Raw genomic sequence first — 14,305 nt, forward strand, 5'->3', positions numbered from 1 at the left:
ATCCGCTCGGCGTTCACTCCGCCGCGTACAGCCGCCGCAGATCCACGAGGACTACCTCACCTCTGGCCTGCGCATTCCACGGGCCGTCGGTGAAGCCGGCGCCGCTGTAGCAGGAGAGCCGTACGGCAGAGGTGTCGATTCCACGGCCGGTGAGCAGTTCCTTGATGTGCCGCAGTCGCTCCAGATGCTTCTCCTCCGTCGTGTGCACAGCGCGTGCTCCGTCGTTGCCGTGGCGCCTGCGGACACAAAACAGCGGCGGGCTCGGGTCGTTGGGGACGAGCATGGGGCGGGCGAGCGTGAGGGCCTGAGCCCGGGTCGGGGCGGCCCGCCGTGCCCCGGCACCGGAGCACCGCTCGCCCGCCCCGGCCCCGGTCTCGGTGCCGCTGGTGATGTTCAGCGCGCAGCCCGTGGCGCTGCGGCATCTGCGCTCCCCCGCACGCATCGGCGGGAGGCCGCCAGGGTTGCCTAGGGCAGCAGGCTGCGGCGGCGCGCGGCGACCACGGCCTCGAACCGCGTGCGGGCATCGAGCTTGCGCATGGCGCTCCGCAGATATGCCTTGACCGTCTCGGGCCGCAGGGACAGGCGCGAGCCGACTTCCGTGTTGCTGCACCCCAGGGCCACTTGTGCAAGCACGTCGATCTCCCGGGGCGACAGCGGCGAGGTCGGCTCCGGCGCCGCACCGAGGCCGGCCAGGCGTCGGGAGACGTCGAGCAGCCGGTCCCGCAGCGCGTCGTCCGTCATGGCCTGGGCGATGACGCGTAGCTCCGCATGCACTTCGCGCACCTCCTCGGCCGCGACCCTGCTGGTGATGTGGGCCTTGTTGGCCTCCGAGGCCTGCCGGAACTTCAGCCGCCGGTCGACTTCGTCCCGCACAGCGAGCTCGCTCGACATCTGCCGCGAGACGCCGACCACTGCGTCCGTCACTCGATCCCCAAGCAGTGCCGGGCCACGCGACGCTCCGTACAGCACTCCGCGCACCGCACCGCTCACGACGACGGGGACGGCGACGACGGAGCGGATGCGTTCCGCTAGTACCGGAGCGTCGTAATCGTGGGTGATGGAGTCGGCCGTCCTGTAGTCGGCCACGGCGGCGGGTCGCCGCAGCTGCAGGACGTGTCCGCCCAGGCCGGTGGCGGCGATGACATTGAGCCCTCGTAGCCCTGTCGTCCGGACCCCGATGAACTGCGTCAGGTTCAGCACTCCGCCCTGGACCGGGCCGCCGAACACGACGGGGAGATCCGTGCGCTGCTGGGCCAGTCGAAGGGCCTGCCGGAAGGCGTCCCCGTCATCGGGGCGCATCGATATATCCGAATTGGACTGCATGGTCTCTGCCCCTTTCCGGGGGTAGTCGGCCATCCACGTGACCCGGAGCATAAGTCGTCGTAACGCCACCGCAAAGTGTCGGCTACCCGAGTCAGGAAGGGGATGGTCGTGACCCGAAATGGTCAATCGGTCTCTGAGCACGGAGAATCTGCCGGTCCGGCGGCTGCGACGGAACGGCTGCAAGAGCTGCTGGCTCTCTTCGATTCTCCCGATGCCTGCGCTGCGGAGCTGCTGTGTGACCGGCACCCCGCGGACCAGGTGGCCTTCACCGTCGTCGAGGCGGATCTGTCCACCCGGGATCTCACCTATGGGCAGCTCCGCCGTGACTCGGCGCGGTTCGCCGCCGCTCTGGCCGGCCTGGGCGTCGCTCCCGGCGACAAGGTCGCCGTGCTGATGGGCAAGTCCGCCGAACTGGTCGTGGCTCTGCTGGGCATCTGGCGCCGTGGAGCGGTGCACGTGCCGCTGTTCACCGCGTTCGCTCCGCCGGCCATCGCACTGCGGCTGGAGGCCAGTGCGGCGAAGACCGTCGTCGTGGACGCCGGCCAACGCGGCAAGCTCGCCCCCGGCGAGGACATTCCGGCCGACGCCCCGTGGCAGATCGTGGTCGCGGGCGGCGAGCCGGGGACGGGCGAGCTGTCCTTCGACCGGCTGCTCGGCTCGTACAGCGGCGACGAGCCGGAGGGCCGGGCGATCGCCCGCGGCGGAGGCGGGACGCTGGTCCAGTTGTTCACTTCCGGCACCACGGGCACGCCGAAGGGCGTCCCCGTCCCGATCAAGGCGCTGGCGTCCTTCCAGATCTATCTGGAGTACGGCCTGGACGTCCGGCCCGACGACGTGTTCTGGAACGCTGCCGACCCCGGTTGGGCCTACGGTCTGTACTACGCCATCCTCGGCCCGCTGGCCGCGGGCACCCGCAGCCTCCTGCTGCGCTCCGGCTTCTCCCCGGCCCTGACCTGGCAGGTCATGCGCGAGCTGGGGGTCACGAACTTCGCCGCCGCGCCCACCGTCTACCGCACTTTGCGCAGTGCTCCAGAACTCTCACCCGACGGCCTGCGGCTGCGCACCGCCTCCTCCGCCGGAGAACCGCTCACCCCCGAGGTCATCACCTGGGCCCAGCAGACGTTCGGCATCGCCTTGCGGGACCACTACGGGCAGACCGAACACGGGATGGTCATCGTCAACGGCTGGGCCGACGAGATACGGTCCGCGGTCCGGCCGGGCTCCATGGGCAAGCCGCTACCCGGCTGGGCGGCCGAGGTCCTGCACGACGACCGGGACGAGCCCGCCCCGGCGGGTACCGCCGGCCGTGTCGCGATCGGGGTTGCCGACAGCCCGCTGATGTGGTTCTCGGGCTACAGCGACGCCCCCGAGAAGACCGCCGAACGTTTCACGGACGATGGCCAGTGGTACCTCACCGGCGATGCCGGAACCAGGGACGAGGACGGCTGCTTCTTCTTCTCCGCCCGTGACGACGACGTCATCATCATGGCCGGCTATCGTATTGGCCCCTTCGACGTCGAGAGCGTTCTGCTGCAGCACGACCTCGTGATCGATGCCGCAGCCGTGGGAGTGCCCGACGCGCTGCGCGGCGAGGTGATCGAGGCCTTCGTCGTCCTCCGCCCCGGCACGGTCGGCGACGAGGCACTCGTCACGGAGCTGCAGCAGCTGGTCAAACGCAGATTCGCCGCGCACGCCCACCCGCGCGTCATCCACTTCACCGACCGGCTCCCGAAGACCCCCAGCGGCAAGATCCAGCGCTTCGTCCTGCGCGAGCAGCGCCGCCGGGAGCTCCTCCCCCACTGACACCGCAGCGCCTCGGAGAAGTCGGAGGGGTCATTCCTCCTCGGCCCCGGGCCCCAGAAGTCTCCCCAGCGCCTCAGTCACCTTCAGGCCTCAGCGCCTCATCACACCTCAGCACCTCATCACGGGATTCAAGGAGATCGCGCCCATGCCAGTTTCACGCCTGCTGCCGACTGCGGAGGCAGCAGACCTGCTCGACCTGACACGCGAGATCGCCGACGGCTACCTGGCACCACGTGCCGCGGAGCACGAGGCCGAGGAGCGGTTCCCCCGCGACGTTTTCCGCACGCTGAGCCAGGCCGGGCTCCTCGGCCTGCCGTATCCCGTCGAGTACGGCGGAGGCGGACAGCCGTACGAGGTGTACCTGCAAGTCATCGAGGAGGTCGCGGCGCGCTGGGCGAGCGTGGCGGTCGGCATGAGCGTGCATGCCCTGTCCTGCTTCCCGCTGGCCACCCATGGCATGGAGGAGCAGCGCCGGCGTCTGCTGCCGCAGTTGCTGGAGGGCGACCTGCTCGGGGCCTACTGCCTGTCGGAGGCGCACGCAGGCTCCGACCCTGCCGTCATGCGCACCCGTGCCCGACGCGAAGGCGACGTGTACGTGTTGCGCGGCGCGAAGGCGTGGACGACGCACGGTGGGCACGCGGACTTCTACACGGTCATGGCGCGCACCTCGGACGACCGTTCCCGGGGCATCTCCTGTTTCCTGGTCCCGGCCGAGACACGCGGTCTGGAAGCCGATCCGCCCGAGCGGAAAATGGGCCTGACCGGCTCGGCCACCGCAACCCTGCGCCTGGAGGACGTCCGGGTGTCGGCCGACCGACTGATCGGCGAGGAGGGTCACGGTCTGGCCATCGCATTCGCCGGCCTGGACGCGGGCCGACTCGGGATCGCCGCGGTGGCCGTCGGCCTGGCCCAGGGCGCGCTGGACGACGCCCTGGCCTACGCACAGCAGCGGGAGACCTTCGGCCGGGCGATCATCGATCACCAGGCGATCGCCTTCCTGCTCGCCGACATGGAAGCCGCCGTCGAGTCCGCCCGGGCGACCGTTCTGGCCGCGGCGCGGCGCAAGGACGCCGGACTGCCGTACGGCAGGCAGGCCAGCATCGCCAAGCTGGTCGCCACCGACGCCGCGATGCGGGTGACCACCGAAGCGGTCCAGATCTTCGGCGGCGCCGGCTACACCCGCGACTTCCCGGTCGAGCGCTACATGCGGGAAGCCAAGGTCATGCAGATCTTCGAGGGCACCAACCAGATCCAGCGCCTGGTCATCAGCCGGGACCTCGCCCGCGGCAACTCCGGACCGGCCGCACATGTTCTGTCCGCTGCGCACACGAAAGTCTGGCCATGAACCCCACCGCATCAGTCGCCCTGGTGACCGGCGGCGCCAGTGGTCTCGGCCGCGCCGTCGCCACGGAGCTCCTCACCGCCGGAGCCCACGTGGTCATCGCCGATCTCCCCTCGTCACCGGGCGCCGATGTCGCGGCCGAACTGTCCCGCTTGGGCAAGGTGTTGTTCGTCCCCTGTGATGTGACGGACCCCGACGCGGTACAGGCAGCCGTGGACGCGGCCTCCGGACTCGGCACGCTGCGCATCGCCGTGAACTGCGCCGGCGTTGCGACCCCGGGCAAACTCCTGTCACGCGGCGCACCACTGCCCCTCCAGGACTTCGCGCGAGTGGTGCACGTCAATCTCGTCGGTACGTTCAACGTCTTCCGGCTCGCCGCCCAGCGCATCACCGAGGCCGAAGCGGTGGCCGGCGAGCGAGGCGTGCTCATCGCCACCGCGTCGATCGCGGCGTTCGACGGGCAGATCGGGCAGGCCGCCTACGCCGCATCGAAGGCCGGCGTGGCGGGACTGACGCTTCCGGCCGCGCGGGAACTGGCGCAGCACCAGATCCGCTTGGTCACGGTCGCACCAGGGCTCTTCGACACTCCGCTGATGGCCGGGCTGCCACAGGAGGCGCGGGATTCCCTGGCCCAGCAGGTGCCGCACCCGGCACGACTCGGCGATCCGGCCGAGTTCGCGTCACTGGTCCGCCACATCGTGGCCAACCCGATGCTCAACGGCGAGGTCATCCGGCTCGACGGCGCCATCCGCATGGCACCGCGCTGATCCGGCCGAAGTCCCCCACGCCCGACGGGCACGACAGAAAGCCTCCGCCGCGCCACGCTATCGAGGCGCGGCGGCACCCGCCTCGCCCGGGTGGATGACACGGGCGAGGAAGGCACGGGTCCGCGGATGCTGCGGGGCCCCCAGTACCTCATCGGGGCGGCCCTGCTCGACGACCACGCCGCCGTCCATGAAGACCACGCGGTCGGCGACATCCCGTGCGAAGCCCATCTCGTGGGTGACGACCATCATGGTCATGCCCTCATCGGCGAGACCACGCATCACGCTCAGCACATCGCCGACGAGTTCCGGATCGAGTGCGCTGGTCGGCTCGTCGAACAACATCAGCTCCGGTCCCATCGACAGCGCCCGGGCGATCGCCACCCGCTGCTGCTGTCCGCCGGAGAGCTGCGCGGGGTAACTGTCCGCTTTGTCGGCGAGTCCGACCCGGACGAGGTTCTCCCGTGCCACGCGTACGGCATCGTCCTTCCCGCTTCGGAGCACCCGTCGCTGAGCGATCGTCAGGTTCTCCAGCACACTCAGGTGCGGGAAGAGGTTGAACTGCTGGAAGACCATGCCGATGCGGCGTCGTACCCGGTCGATGTCCACATCCGGGTCGGTGGTGTCCGTGCCGCCGACGACTACCCGTCCCTCGGTGGGCTGTTCAAGGAGGTTCGCACAACGCAGCAGTGTGGACTTCCCCGACCCGGACGGGCCGATGACGCAGACCACCTCGCCGGATTCGATGGTGAAGTCGACGCCCCGCAACACCTCCAGATCACCGAACGATTTGTGCAGTCCTTGGATCTTGATCGCTGCCGTCATGTGTGTGCCTTCGCCTCTTCCGGTTGTGGTATCGCTCAGGGCCTGCGTGGCTTCCACCGGTCATCTGGCTTTCGCGTGGCGTGCCTCCAGGCGACGCACCACATATCCCAGGGGGATGGTGATGAGCAGATAGCACAGACCGGCGATGAAGATCGGAGTGGTGTTGGCGGTTTCACTGGCCAGGTCACGCCCGAACTTGGTGAGTTCACGGGTCTCCAGCGTGACGCCCAGGAACAACACGAGAGAGGAGTCCTTGAACAGCAGCACCAGTTCATTGGTGAGGGGCGGCACGATGATCCGGAAAGCCTGCGGAATGACGATCGAGCGCATGGCCAGGCCGCGTGACATACCAAGTGTCCGCGCCGCCTCCATCTGACCGCGCGGCACGGCCTGGATGCCGGCCCTGATGGTCTCGGCCATGTAGGCTGCCGCGACCAGGCCGAGAGCGACGGCCACCTGCCCGTAGGCGCCGCCGGGGATCATCACGCCGGGGAAGGCGAGCGGAACGCCGACTCCGATGAAGATGAAGATCAGCAGGGCGGGCAGGCCGCGGAAGAACTCGATGTAGACGCAAGCCAGCCAGCGGTAGGGCGCCACCGAGGACAACCGCATCAAGGCGATCACCAGGCCGAGGACGAGACCGACCCCGAATCCGGACAGGGTGTACGCCACGGTGTTGATCAGCGCCACGGTGATCAGGTCCGGGAACATCTGCCGGGCCACGGAGAGTTCGAGGAACTGGTGCTGCAGCTGATGCCAGTCGGCGAGGGTGCCGACGAGGAGCACGGCAACGGCCAGGAGCGCGTACTGGATCCCGCGGACGATGCGGCGCCGGCGGCGTGGGGACAGTGCGGGCCGCGGCGCGGTCTGCTTCTCCGGCCGGGTCGGCGTGGTGGAGGTCTGGGCGGCGCTCACCGGGCCATCGTCTCCTCGGGCATCGGGCCGATCCACTGCTCGTAGAGTTTCTTGTACGCCCCGTCCTGTTCGGCCTTCTCGATCGCCTTGTCGATCGCCGCGAGCAGCTTGGGATTGCCGCCCTTCTTCACCGCGAAGCCGTACCGTTCGCCGGTCTGCACGGTGCCGACCAGCTTGAGCCGGGCTGCGATCGCGGGGTCCTTGAGCCAGTTCTCAACCACCGGATAGTCCTGGATGACCACATCAACCTGCCCGGTGCGCAGCCCGTTCAGCTCGGCGTCGGAGCTCTCGAACGACTGAGGGTCCAGACCGTGCGCGTGCGCCTGGTCCTCGCCGGTCGTGGCCGACTGGGAACCCAGCTTCACCTTCCCGGCCTTGATCTCGTCCAGTGACCCGGCGGTCACCCCCTTCCGCGCGAGCAGCGCCTGAGTGGCGTTGAAATAGGGGGTCGAGAAGTCGAGGTTCCGCTTGCGCTCGTCGGTGATGGTCATGCCGGCGGCGGCCACATCGCAGATGCCGGCATTGAGGTCGGCACCCGTCTTGATGGTCTCGAAGGACTTGTCGACGATGGTCTGCTTGACGCCGAGGTCCTTGGCGACCAGGTCGATCATGGCGACGTCGAAGCCGACGACCTTGCCGTTCTGCTCCGACTGGAAGGGCGGGTAGGGCAGGTGGGTGCAGGTGGTCAGTTGGCCGGCCTTGACCAGCTTCACCCCGCCCGCTGTGGTCGCTCCCCCGCTGCCGCTGCTGCAGGCCGTGGTCACCAGGGCCAGGCAGGCGACGAGTGCGAGGGGGGCGGAGCGGCGGGCGAGTCTTCCGTACGAGTTCACAGGGCTTCCCCTTGTGCGTGGAGGGACGGTCACGCTGCTGGTAAGGAGCCGCAGCCAGACGTGGACGTATCAAGACGCACGGATCGGAGTGGTGACCCGATGCCGCGATCTCGAGGCGAGCGGTAGGTCGGCCCACCGTGGCGCAGGTCGGAAAGGAAGTCCAGCGTTGATCTTCTTTACCCCTCCCCAAACTCTCCTTACTGTTGGCGCATGTTTGACTCACGGCACGTCCAGACGTTCGCCGAGGTCGTACGCACCGGCTCCTACGCGGCAGCGGCCCGGAGTCGGGGCTACACCCAGCCGGCCATCAGCCAGCAGATGAAGGCCCTTGAACGAGCCGTCGGAACGCCGCTGTTCGTCCGGGTGGGCCGCGGGCTGCAGCTGACGGACGCCGGCGAGGTGCTGGCGCGCCACGCCTCAGGCATCCTGGGGCAGATCGAGGCCGCGCACGAGCAGATGAACGCGATCACCCGCCTGAAGGCCGGGCGGATACGCGTCTGCGCGTTCCCCAGCGCCAACGCGGCCCTGCTGCCCGCTGCGGTCGCCCGCATCACCGCACACCACCCGGGGATCCGCATCGAGCTGCAGGAACAGGAGCCGCCGCTGTCCCTCAACGCGCTCGGCCGCGGCGACTGCGACATCACCCTGGCGTTCTCCTACGGCGGCGCGGCCGAGCAGCAGATCGAACAGGACCTGATCGAAGTGCCGTTGCTCGACGATCCGTTGGTGGTGTTGCTGCCGGCCGGGCATCCGCTCGCACGGCGCCGCACCGTGGAGCTGCAGCAGTTCACGCACGAGCGTTGGATCGCGGGATGTCTGCGCTGTCGCGGTCACTTCGTGGCGGCCTGCGCCGAGGCGGGTTTCGAGCCGGACATCGCGTACACCACCGACGACAACCTCGCGGTGCAGAGCCTGGTGGCCGCGGGAACGGGCATCGCGCTCATGCCCAGCATGGTGCTGTCGTTCATGCGCCACCCCAAAGTCGCAGGACGTCCGGTCGTCCCCGCGGACCACCGCAGAGTGTCCGCCTACACCCTTGCCGGCCATCAAGAAGTACCGGCCATCAGGGTCATGCTGGACGCGCTGCGACACGCTGCGGCCGAGCTTCGCCCCGGCTGCCGGATCACGCATCAATAAGCAGATTCTTGATGGATCGCAAAACTTCCTCAGTAGACCGTATAGATGCGGGCAGGCACGCTGCTGAGCATGGATCAGCCTCACGCCTTCGAAACCCTCGCCATCCACGCCGGTCAGGCCCCCGACCAGACCACGGGAGCAGTGGTCCCGCCCATCCACCAGACCTCGACCTACCAGCAGGACGCGGTCGGGCGGCTGCGCGGCGGCTACGACTACAGCCGCGCGGGCAACCCCACTCGCACCGCTCTCGAGGAGTGCCTCGCCGCCCTGGAGTCCGGCACATGTGCGACGTCCTACGCCAGCGGACTCGCGGCCGAGGACACCGCGGTCCGCGCCGTCTGCGCCCCCGGCGACCATGTGGTCATCCCGGACGACGCCTACGGCGGCAGCCTGCGGCTGTTCCGCAAGGTGCTCGCGGGCTGGGGGCTGTCGTACACCCCCGTCCCGCTCCGCGATCTCGACGCGGTACGGGCCGCCGTACGCTCCGAGACCCGGCTCATCTGGTGTGAGACCCCCACCAATCCGCTGCTCGGCGTCAACGACATCGCCGCGCTGGCCGGCATCGCCCATGAGGCGGGCGCGCTGCTCGCGGTCGACAACACCTTCGCCTCGCCGTACCTGCAGCAGCCGCTGACGCTCGGCGCGGACCTCGTGATGCACTCCACCACGAAGTACATCGGCGGCCACTCCGATGTGATCGGCGGGGCGGTGGTGGTACGAGACGAGGAACTCGGGGAGAAGATCCGCTTCCACCAGTTCGCGGTCGGGGCAATCCCCGGTCCCTTCGACGCCTGGCTGACGCTGCGTGGCGTCAAGACCCTGGGTGTACGCATGGACCGGCACTGCGACAACGCCGAACGGGTGGCGGCGATGCTCGCCCAGCACCCGCGAGTGACGCAGGTCCTCTACCCCGGGCTGCCCGGCCACCCGGGCCATGAGGTCGCGGTCAAGCAGATGCGCCGCTTCGGCGGCATGGTCTCCTTCCGTCTCGCCGGAGGTGAGCGTGGCGCGCTCGACGTGTGCGAGCGGACCCAGCTGTTCACGCTGGCGGAGTCCCTCGGCGGCGTGGAGTCGCTCATCGAGCACCCGGCCCGTATGACGCATGCCTCCGCGGCCGGGACCCCGCTGGAGGTTCCGGCCGACCTGGTGCGGATCTCGGTGGGCATCGAGAACGCCGACGATCTCATCGCCGACCTGGCCCAGGCGCTGTCCTGAGCCGCGGGGCGCCGGTCCCGCAGCCGCCCACACCGCCCATCGTGTCCGGGCCCCCCAACAGCCCCAAAGGAGAGGGACACCATGGCATTCCCCATCGCCACTGCGCCTTCGACGCGACTGGACGAGCTCGTCGAGGCAGTACGCGACACCGTGCGGCTGGAACGCACCCCGGCCGAGACCGCACACCTGGTCGCGGCTCGGCTCGAGCCGTTCCTGGCCCTGCCCGACCTGGTGCCGCCGCAGTTCCGTGCCGGCGACCCCGACCGCTATCGCCAGCATGTGGTGCACGCCGAGGACGACGGAAGTTTCTCTCTGGTCGTACTCGTCTGGGAACCCGGGCAGCGCACCCCGATCCACGACCATGTGGCGTGGTGCGTCGCCGGGGTCCACGAAGGCGCCGAGACCGAGGAGCGCTACGAAATGCGCGGCCTCGACGGACCCATCCGGCTCGTGCCCGCCGGGCGGACGGTCAACCCGGCCGGTACCGCCGTCGGTTTCGCACCGCCGGGTGACATCCACTCGGTGCGCAACGCCGGTGACTCCACGGTCATTGCCATCCACGTCTACGGCGCCGATATCTCCCGGCTCGGTACCAGCGTGCGCAGGCTGTACCGATACCCCGTAGGAAATGCGGGGGTGCGCGGCGAGTCCTTCGGATAAACCGCATCCGGTATGCCGCCGACGAGCCGCGTCCGGCTGCGAACCCGCCAACCGCGGTTTCACCGAACCGTGGGCCGTTGACCGGCGGGTTTCGGTCATGGTCGACGGTTGCCTCGTCAGAGGGTTCGCCCCGGGTTCCCGGCTTGTGCGTCGGGGGGCGCGGCTCGCGGCCGGTTTCAACCGCTCCCTGATGCTCACCCACCCCGACCAGCCGAACGGCACCTCTTCGGGCGACTACTACCAGGGCGCAGCGACCAACCACTGGTCACGCGTGGTCCACGCCAACACCCCGATCGGCTACGCCTTCCCGTACGGGACGTACGCCCCGACGGCCAGCCGGACGTCTCGGGCGCCGCGAACGACGGCAACCCGCGGCGGTTCACGGTGAGCGTGGGTTCCTGAAGTCCCGGCAGAGAACTGCGGGTGCCCCCGTCCGGTCGCCGGACAGGAGCACCCGCGCGTACGGACTCAGCAGCCGCCGCAGTTGTAGTACGTCACGTCCCAGTGGTTGCCCTCGTCCGCGTAGATGTTGCCGGAGGCGGACTTGTACTGGGGGGCGCCGTCACCGCGGAGCCCTATGTAGCTGAAGACACCGTGGACGTAGTTGGTGAGACAGGTGGACTTGCCGAAGTCGAGCTTGTAGCCGTTCCAGTGCGAATACGTACCGCTGGCGTGCCCGGTCTCGGTGCCGCCGGTGATGTTGAGGGCGCAGCCCGTGGCGCTCTTGAGGGTCTGGGCGCCCTGGGCGGTGGCCTGGTTCAGCTGTTCGAACGAGGTGCAGGTGGGGTTGTTCCGGTCGGAGCAGCCGCCCGAGGACGACCAGGTGATGCCCGACGCGCGGAACATCGATGTCGCCTGCGCGTGCGTGAGCTTGGTGACGGCGTGCGCCTCGGTGGCGCCGCTGCCGAGGGCGCCGACTCCGGGGGCGAAGAGGGCGCCGAGGACGAGGGCGAGGGCGGTCAGGACGGGGCGCAGGGTCATACGGGACACCATGGGAGACTCCTCCTGCTCATGACAACTGGGGCAGAGAGATAGTGCCCGAGTTCTACGCGCGTCCGCCAGAGGGCCTCGCATGACCGCGAGGTGAACGTCGCCCCTTCCGGAAACGAATCGGCTCCTTGATGTTGAACTTTGAACAAGATGCGTCTACAGTCAATCTCGTTGAAGGTTAAACATCCACTTCGACTGCCGCTCGATCACGTCCCCCGAGGAGGAGCCATGGCTCTGTTCAACCGCAAGTCCACCGCCACCCCGTCCGCCCCCGCCACCGTCGCCGTGGACCCGGCCCTGGCTGCTGTGACCGGCGAGTACGTCATCGACCCGGCCCACAGCAGCATCGGCTTCACCGTGCGTCACGCCATGGTCACCAACGTGCGTGGCTCCTTCGGGGCGCACGAGGGCAGCCTGACGCTGGACGGCGCGGACCCGAAGAACTCCGCCGCCTCCATCGACGTGAAGATCGCCAGCGTCGACACCGGCATCGCCGACCGTGACGGCCACCTGGTCAGCGGCGACTTCTTCGACGCCGAGAAGTTCCCCCTCATGACGTTCCGCTCCACGCAGGCCGAGCAGCTCGGCGGCGACAAGTACCAGATCACCGGTGACCTCACCATCAAGGACGTCACGCGCCCGCTCGCCATCGACCTGGAGTTCAACGGCTCCGCCACCGATGTCTACGGCAATGAGCGCGTCGGCTTCGAGGGCAGCGCGGACATCCTCCGCTCCGACTGGGGCCTGACCTGGAACGCGGCGCTGGAGACCGGCGGCGTGATGGTCAGCGACAAGGTCAAGCTGAACTTCGACATCTCCGCGATCAAGGCAGCCCCGCAGGCCTGATCCCCGGAAGTCCTCCGGCCCGAGCGCGCCCGCCTTCCATTCCCCCGCCGGGGAGGAAGGCGGGCGCTCGGCACTGGTGGGCCGTCGGGCGTCACGGAGGTCTCGTACAACAGTCAAGCCCACGGGCGACCCCCAGCGACTTCACGGGATGCGGACGTTTCATCACGGTAGGGCTGAGACCTTCACACTGGATGAAGTTTCCTCGGACTTGGCAATGCTTCACCCGTGAGAGTGACCTGCGTGAAGGAGTCGCTGGCCAGCCATCGACGCACAGGGGTTCGGCCTGGCGGTGCTGCAATGAACTCCGGGCAACTGACACAAAGGGGACACGGGGGACGACACGGGATTCGCCCGGAAGTTGACCCCAATGGGCTCTCTGGAGTCGCTGGTTGCCCGGACACGGTGTGATCTGGCATAGCGCACCGCGACGAGAAGCGGGCGCCGGACGGGGCAGCCCGGGCTGAAGAGCCAGGGCGGCCCTTGCCGGTCGAGATCGAGAAGTGGAGAAGTCAATGCAGCACAACGAGGGTCAGCGCGTGGAGTACCGGGACGAGGACAACAAGAAGTGCCAGGGCGAGATCACCAAGGTCAGCGGCACCGGCCCGTCGACGACGTACACCATCAAGAATGACAAGACGCACCGTGACGACAATGTCCGGGAGATGCAGATCGACCAGAACCTGTAGCAACAGCTCCCCCGCTGATGCGCTGCCCCTGCCCCCCGTAGGCCGGGCTCGGGCAGGACGCTGATCCAGGGAATACAAGGGCGCCCGCAACCGCGGCACAGCGGCTGTGCGGGCGCCCTCACTGCTGCGCGGTGGCCGACGGAGCCGGCGGGTGGGCAGCAAGGACTCTCAGAAGCCGCCGCCACCGAAATCGCCGCCACCGCCGAAATCGCCACCCCCACCGAACCCTCCGCCGTCTCCCCCGCCGCCGAAGTCGGACGCGTCGAAGTCGGAGCCGGAGTAGTCGCCGCCCGAGTAGTCGCCACCGCCGAAGTCGCCACCGCCGTAGTCCGCCGCGTAGGCCGGGGACGAGAGCATCGAGCCGAGCAGGGTGCCCACCAGCAGACCGGGAAGCATGCCGCCGCCGAAGTAGCCGCCTGCCCAGGGGCCATAAGCCGGGCCCGCCTCCCAGTAGGGGCGGCGGCGGCCGTCGCCCGTGTCGACCGTGCGGCTCAGCGGGTCCTCGCCGTCGCGCAGCCGGATCTCGTCGACCGCGCAGACCGGGACTTCGCGCGGCGCACCGCCGGACGGGGTCCAGATGGCGTCGGTCACCGAAGGGCCGTGGCGCGGGTCGAAGAGGCACGGCGGGCGACGGTCCGGGAGTGCGCGGCCCGTGCGGCGGGCTTCCAGGACGGCAAGGGAGAAGCGGCCGTCCTCCAGGGCCTGGGTGACGGCGCGCACGTCGGACGGGTGCTGTGCCTTGTCCATGGCCGACTTGGCGCTCTCGTACGAGTCGAGTGCCCGCTCGTAGTCCGCGCGCATCGCGTCGTCGGCGCCCGCCTCCGCCGGGTGGAAGTCCGTGGAGTACGTGGCCGAGGCGGCATCCTTCTTGATCCCGTCCAGGATCGTCGACGGCGAACGGCGCGCGCCCAGATCTGGACGTGCACCGGAGCAGCCACTCAGAAGTGGCATCTCCGGTAACGGCCTCCC

General features: G+C 69.1%; 14 protein-coding genes and 2 pseudogenes. 9 read left to right on the top strand and 7 right to left on the bottom strand.

Annotated elements, in window-relative coordinates; all coding sequences use genetic code 11:
* Positions 1 to 13 precede the first annotated feature (13 nt).
* Both OH809_RS13270 and OH809_RS13275 read right to left on the bottom strand, forming a co-directional pair.
* Positions 14 to 442 carry a hypothetical protein gene (locus OH809_RS13270; RefSeq protein WP_406515124.1) on the bottom strand — a complete coding sequence of 143 codons (429 nt, stop codon included), beginning with the start codon at positions 440 to 442 and terminating at the stop codon, positions 14 to 16.
* A 23-nt stretch (positions 443 to 465) separates the two neighbouring features.
* The gene (locus OH809_RS13275; RefSeq protein ID WP_406422207.1) at positions 466 to 1,323 is read right to left on the bottom strand and encodes a response regulator transcription factor; all 858 of its coding nucleotides are present in this window, start codon (positions 1,321 to 1,323) and stop codon (positions 466 to 468) included.
* Positions 1,324 to 1,431: 108 nt separating this feature from the next.
* On the opposite strand from OH809_RS13275, the gene OH809_RS13280 reads away from it, so the two are divergent.
* The 3 genes from OH809_RS13280 (at position 1,432) to OH809_RS13290 (ending at position 5,235) form a co-directional block, all read left to right on the top strand.
* The gene (locus OH809_RS13280) at positions 1,432 to 3,126 is read left to right on the top strand and encodes an AMP-binding protein (protein WP_406515125.1); all 1,695 of its coding nucleotides are present in this window, start codon (positions 1,432 to 1,434) and stop codon (positions 3,124 to 3,126) included.
* Between the two features lie 145 nt (positions 3,127 to 3,271).
* The gene (locus tag OH809_RS13285; protein WP_406515126.1) at positions 3,272 to 4,471 is read left to right on the top strand and encodes an acyl-CoA dehydrogenase family protein; all 1,200 of its coding nucleotides are present in this window, start codon (positions 3,272 to 3,274) and stop codon (positions 4,469 to 4,471) included.
* Positions 4,468 to 5,235: an SDR family NAD(P)-dependent oxidoreductase gene (locus tag OH809_RS13290; RefSeq protein WP_406422204.1), complete on the top strand. Its 768-nt coding sequence runs from the start codon at positions 4,468 to 4,470 to the stop codon at positions 5,233 to 5,235. The genes OH809_RS13285 and OH809_RS13290 overlap by 4 nt, the downstream gene beginning before the upstream one ends.
* A 57-nt stretch (positions 5,236 to 5,292) precedes the next feature.
* Here OH809_RS13290 and OH809_RS13295 read toward each other — a convergent pair whose 3' ends face one another.
* From OH809_RS13295 to OH809_RS13305, 3 genes are read right to left on the bottom strand one after another with little or no spacing between them, the layout of a single operon-like run.
* Entirely contained in the window at positions 5,293 to 6,057 is a 765-nt protein-coding gene (locus tag OH809_RS13295) for an amino acid ABC transporter ATP-binding protein (RefSeq protein ID WP_406422203.1), read from the bottom strand.
* Between the two features lie 60 nt (positions 6,058 to 6,117).
* Positions 6,118 to 6,972, bottom strand: coding sequence for an amino acid ABC transporter permease (locus tag OH809_RS13300; RefSeq protein WP_406422202.1), 855 nt, complete (start codon positions 6,970 to 6,972; stop codon positions 6,118 to 6,120).
* Positions 6,969 to 7,802: an ABC transporter substrate-binding protein gene (locus OH809_RS13305; RefSeq protein WP_406422201.1), complete on the bottom strand. Its 834-nt coding sequence runs from the start codon at positions 7,800 to 7,802 to the stop codon at positions 6,969 to 6,971. Before OH809_RS13305 ends, OH809_RS13300 begins: the two co-directional genes overlap by 4 nt.
* Positions 7,803 to 8,012: 210 nt before the next feature.
* Here OH809_RS13305 and OH809_RS13310 point away from each other — a divergent pair, with 210 nt between their 5' ends.
* The 4 genes and pseudogenes from OH809_RS13310 to OH809_RS13325 form a co-directional block, all read left to right on the top strand.
* On the top strand, positions 8,013 to 8,939 hold the full coding sequence (locus tag OH809_RS13310) for a LysR family transcriptional regulator (protein ID WP_406422200.1): 927 nt from the start codon (positions 8,013 to 8,015) through the stop codon (positions 8,937 to 8,939).
* A 69-nt stretch (positions 8,940 to 9,008) separates the two neighbouring features.
* Positions 9,009 to 10,154 (top strand): cystathionine gamma-synthase, encoded by a 1,146-nt coding sequence (locus tag OH809_RS13315; protein WP_406422199.1) that lies wholly within the window; start codon positions 9,009 to 9,011, stop codon positions 10,152 to 10,154.
* 81 nt (positions 10,155 to 10,235) lie between these two features.
* Complete coding sequence (locus OH809_RS13320) at positions 10,236 to 10,814, top strand: cysteine dioxygenase (protein WP_406422198.1); 579 nt, start codon at positions 10,236 to 10,238, stop codon at positions 10,812 to 10,814.
* Positions 10,815 to 10,971: 157 nt separating this feature from the next.
* A pseudogene (locus OH809_RS13325) lies at positions 10,972 to 11,216 on the top strand (beta-1,3-glucanase family protein); the annotation flags it as partial.
* Between the two features lie 66 nt (positions 11,217 to 11,282).
* Here the strand turns inward: OH809_RS13325 and OH809_RS13330 are convergent.
* Positions 11,283 to 11,807, bottom strand: coding sequence for a hypothetical protein (locus tag OH809_RS13330; protein WP_406422197.1), 525 nt, complete (start codon positions 11,805 to 11,807; stop codon positions 11,283 to 11,285).
* A 225-nt stretch (positions 11,808 to 12,032) separates the two neighbouring features.
* Between OH809_RS13330 and OH809_RS13335 the strand changes: the two genes are divergently transcribed.
* Positions 12,033 to 12,650, top strand: a complete 618-nt coding sequence (locus OH809_RS13335; RefSeq protein WP_406422196.1) for a YceI family protein — start codon at positions 12,033 to 12,035, stop codon at positions 12,648 to 12,650.
* A 512-nt stretch (positions 12,651 to 13,162) separates the two neighbouring features.
* Positions 13,163 to 13,336 (top strand): hypothetical protein, encoded by a 174-nt coding sequence (locus OH809_RS13340; protein WP_406422195.1) that lies wholly within the window; start codon positions 13,163 to 13,165, stop codon positions 13,334 to 13,336.
* A gap of 168 nt (positions 13,337 to 13,504) precedes the next feature.
* Here OH809_RS13340 and OH809_RS13345 read toward each other — a convergent pair.
* Positions 13,505 to 14,173, bottom strand: a pseudogene (locus OH809_RS13345) (hypothetical protein); the annotation flags it as partial.
* Positions 14,174 to 14,305 lie beyond the last annotated feature (132 nt).

Origin of the sequence: Streptomyces sp. NBC_00873 (genome assembly GCF_045207415.1) — a bacterium.
In the GTDB taxonomy this organism is placed as follows: domain Bacteria; phylum Actinomycetota; class Actinomycetes; order Streptomycetales; family Streptomycetaceae; genus Streptomyces.

Coding starts and splice junctions, on each gene's coding strand:
- OH809_RS13330 (WP_406422197.1), bottom strand. CDS start 11,807: ATGGTGTCCCGTATGACCCTGCGCCCCGTCCTGACCGCCCTCGCCCTC.
- OH809_RS13310 (WP_406422200.1), top strand. CDS start 8,013: ATGTTTGACTCACGGCACGTCCAGACGTTCGCCGAGGTCGTACGCACC.
- OH809_RS13340 (WP_406422195.1), top strand. CDS start 13,163: ATGCAGCACAACGAGGGTCAGCGCGTGGAGTACCGGGACGAGGACAAC.
- OH809_RS13320 (WP_406422198.1), top strand. CDS start 10,236: ATGGCATTCCCCATCGCCACTGCGCCTTCGACGCGACTGGACGAGCTC.
- OH809_RS13335 (WP_406422196.1), top strand. CDS start 12,033: ATGGCTCTGTTCAACCGCAAGTCCACCGCCACCCCGTCCGCCCCCGCC.
- OH809_RS13295 (WP_406422203.1), bottom strand. CDS start 6,057: ATGACGGCAGCGATCAAGATCCAAGGACTGCACAAATCGTTCGGTGAT.
- OH809_RS13270 (WP_406515124.1), bottom strand. CDS start 442: ATGCGTGCGGGGGAGCGCAGATGCCGCAGCGCCACGGGCTGCGCGCTG.
- OH809_RS13290 (WP_406422204.1), top strand. CDS start 4,468: ATGAACCCCACCGCATCAGTCGCCCTGGTGACCGGCGGCGCCAGTGGT.
- OH809_RS13275 (WP_406422207.1), bottom strand. CDS start 1,323: ATGCAGTCCAATTCGGATATATCGATGCGCCCCGATGACGGGGACGCC.
- OH809_RS13315 (WP_406422199.1), top strand. CDS start 9,009: ATGGATCAGCCTCACGCCTTCGAAACCCTCGCCATCCACGCCGGTCAG.
- OH809_RS13285 (WP_406515126.1), top strand. CDS start 3,272: ATGCCAGTTTCACGCCTGCTGCCGACTGCGGAGGCAGCAGACCTGCTC.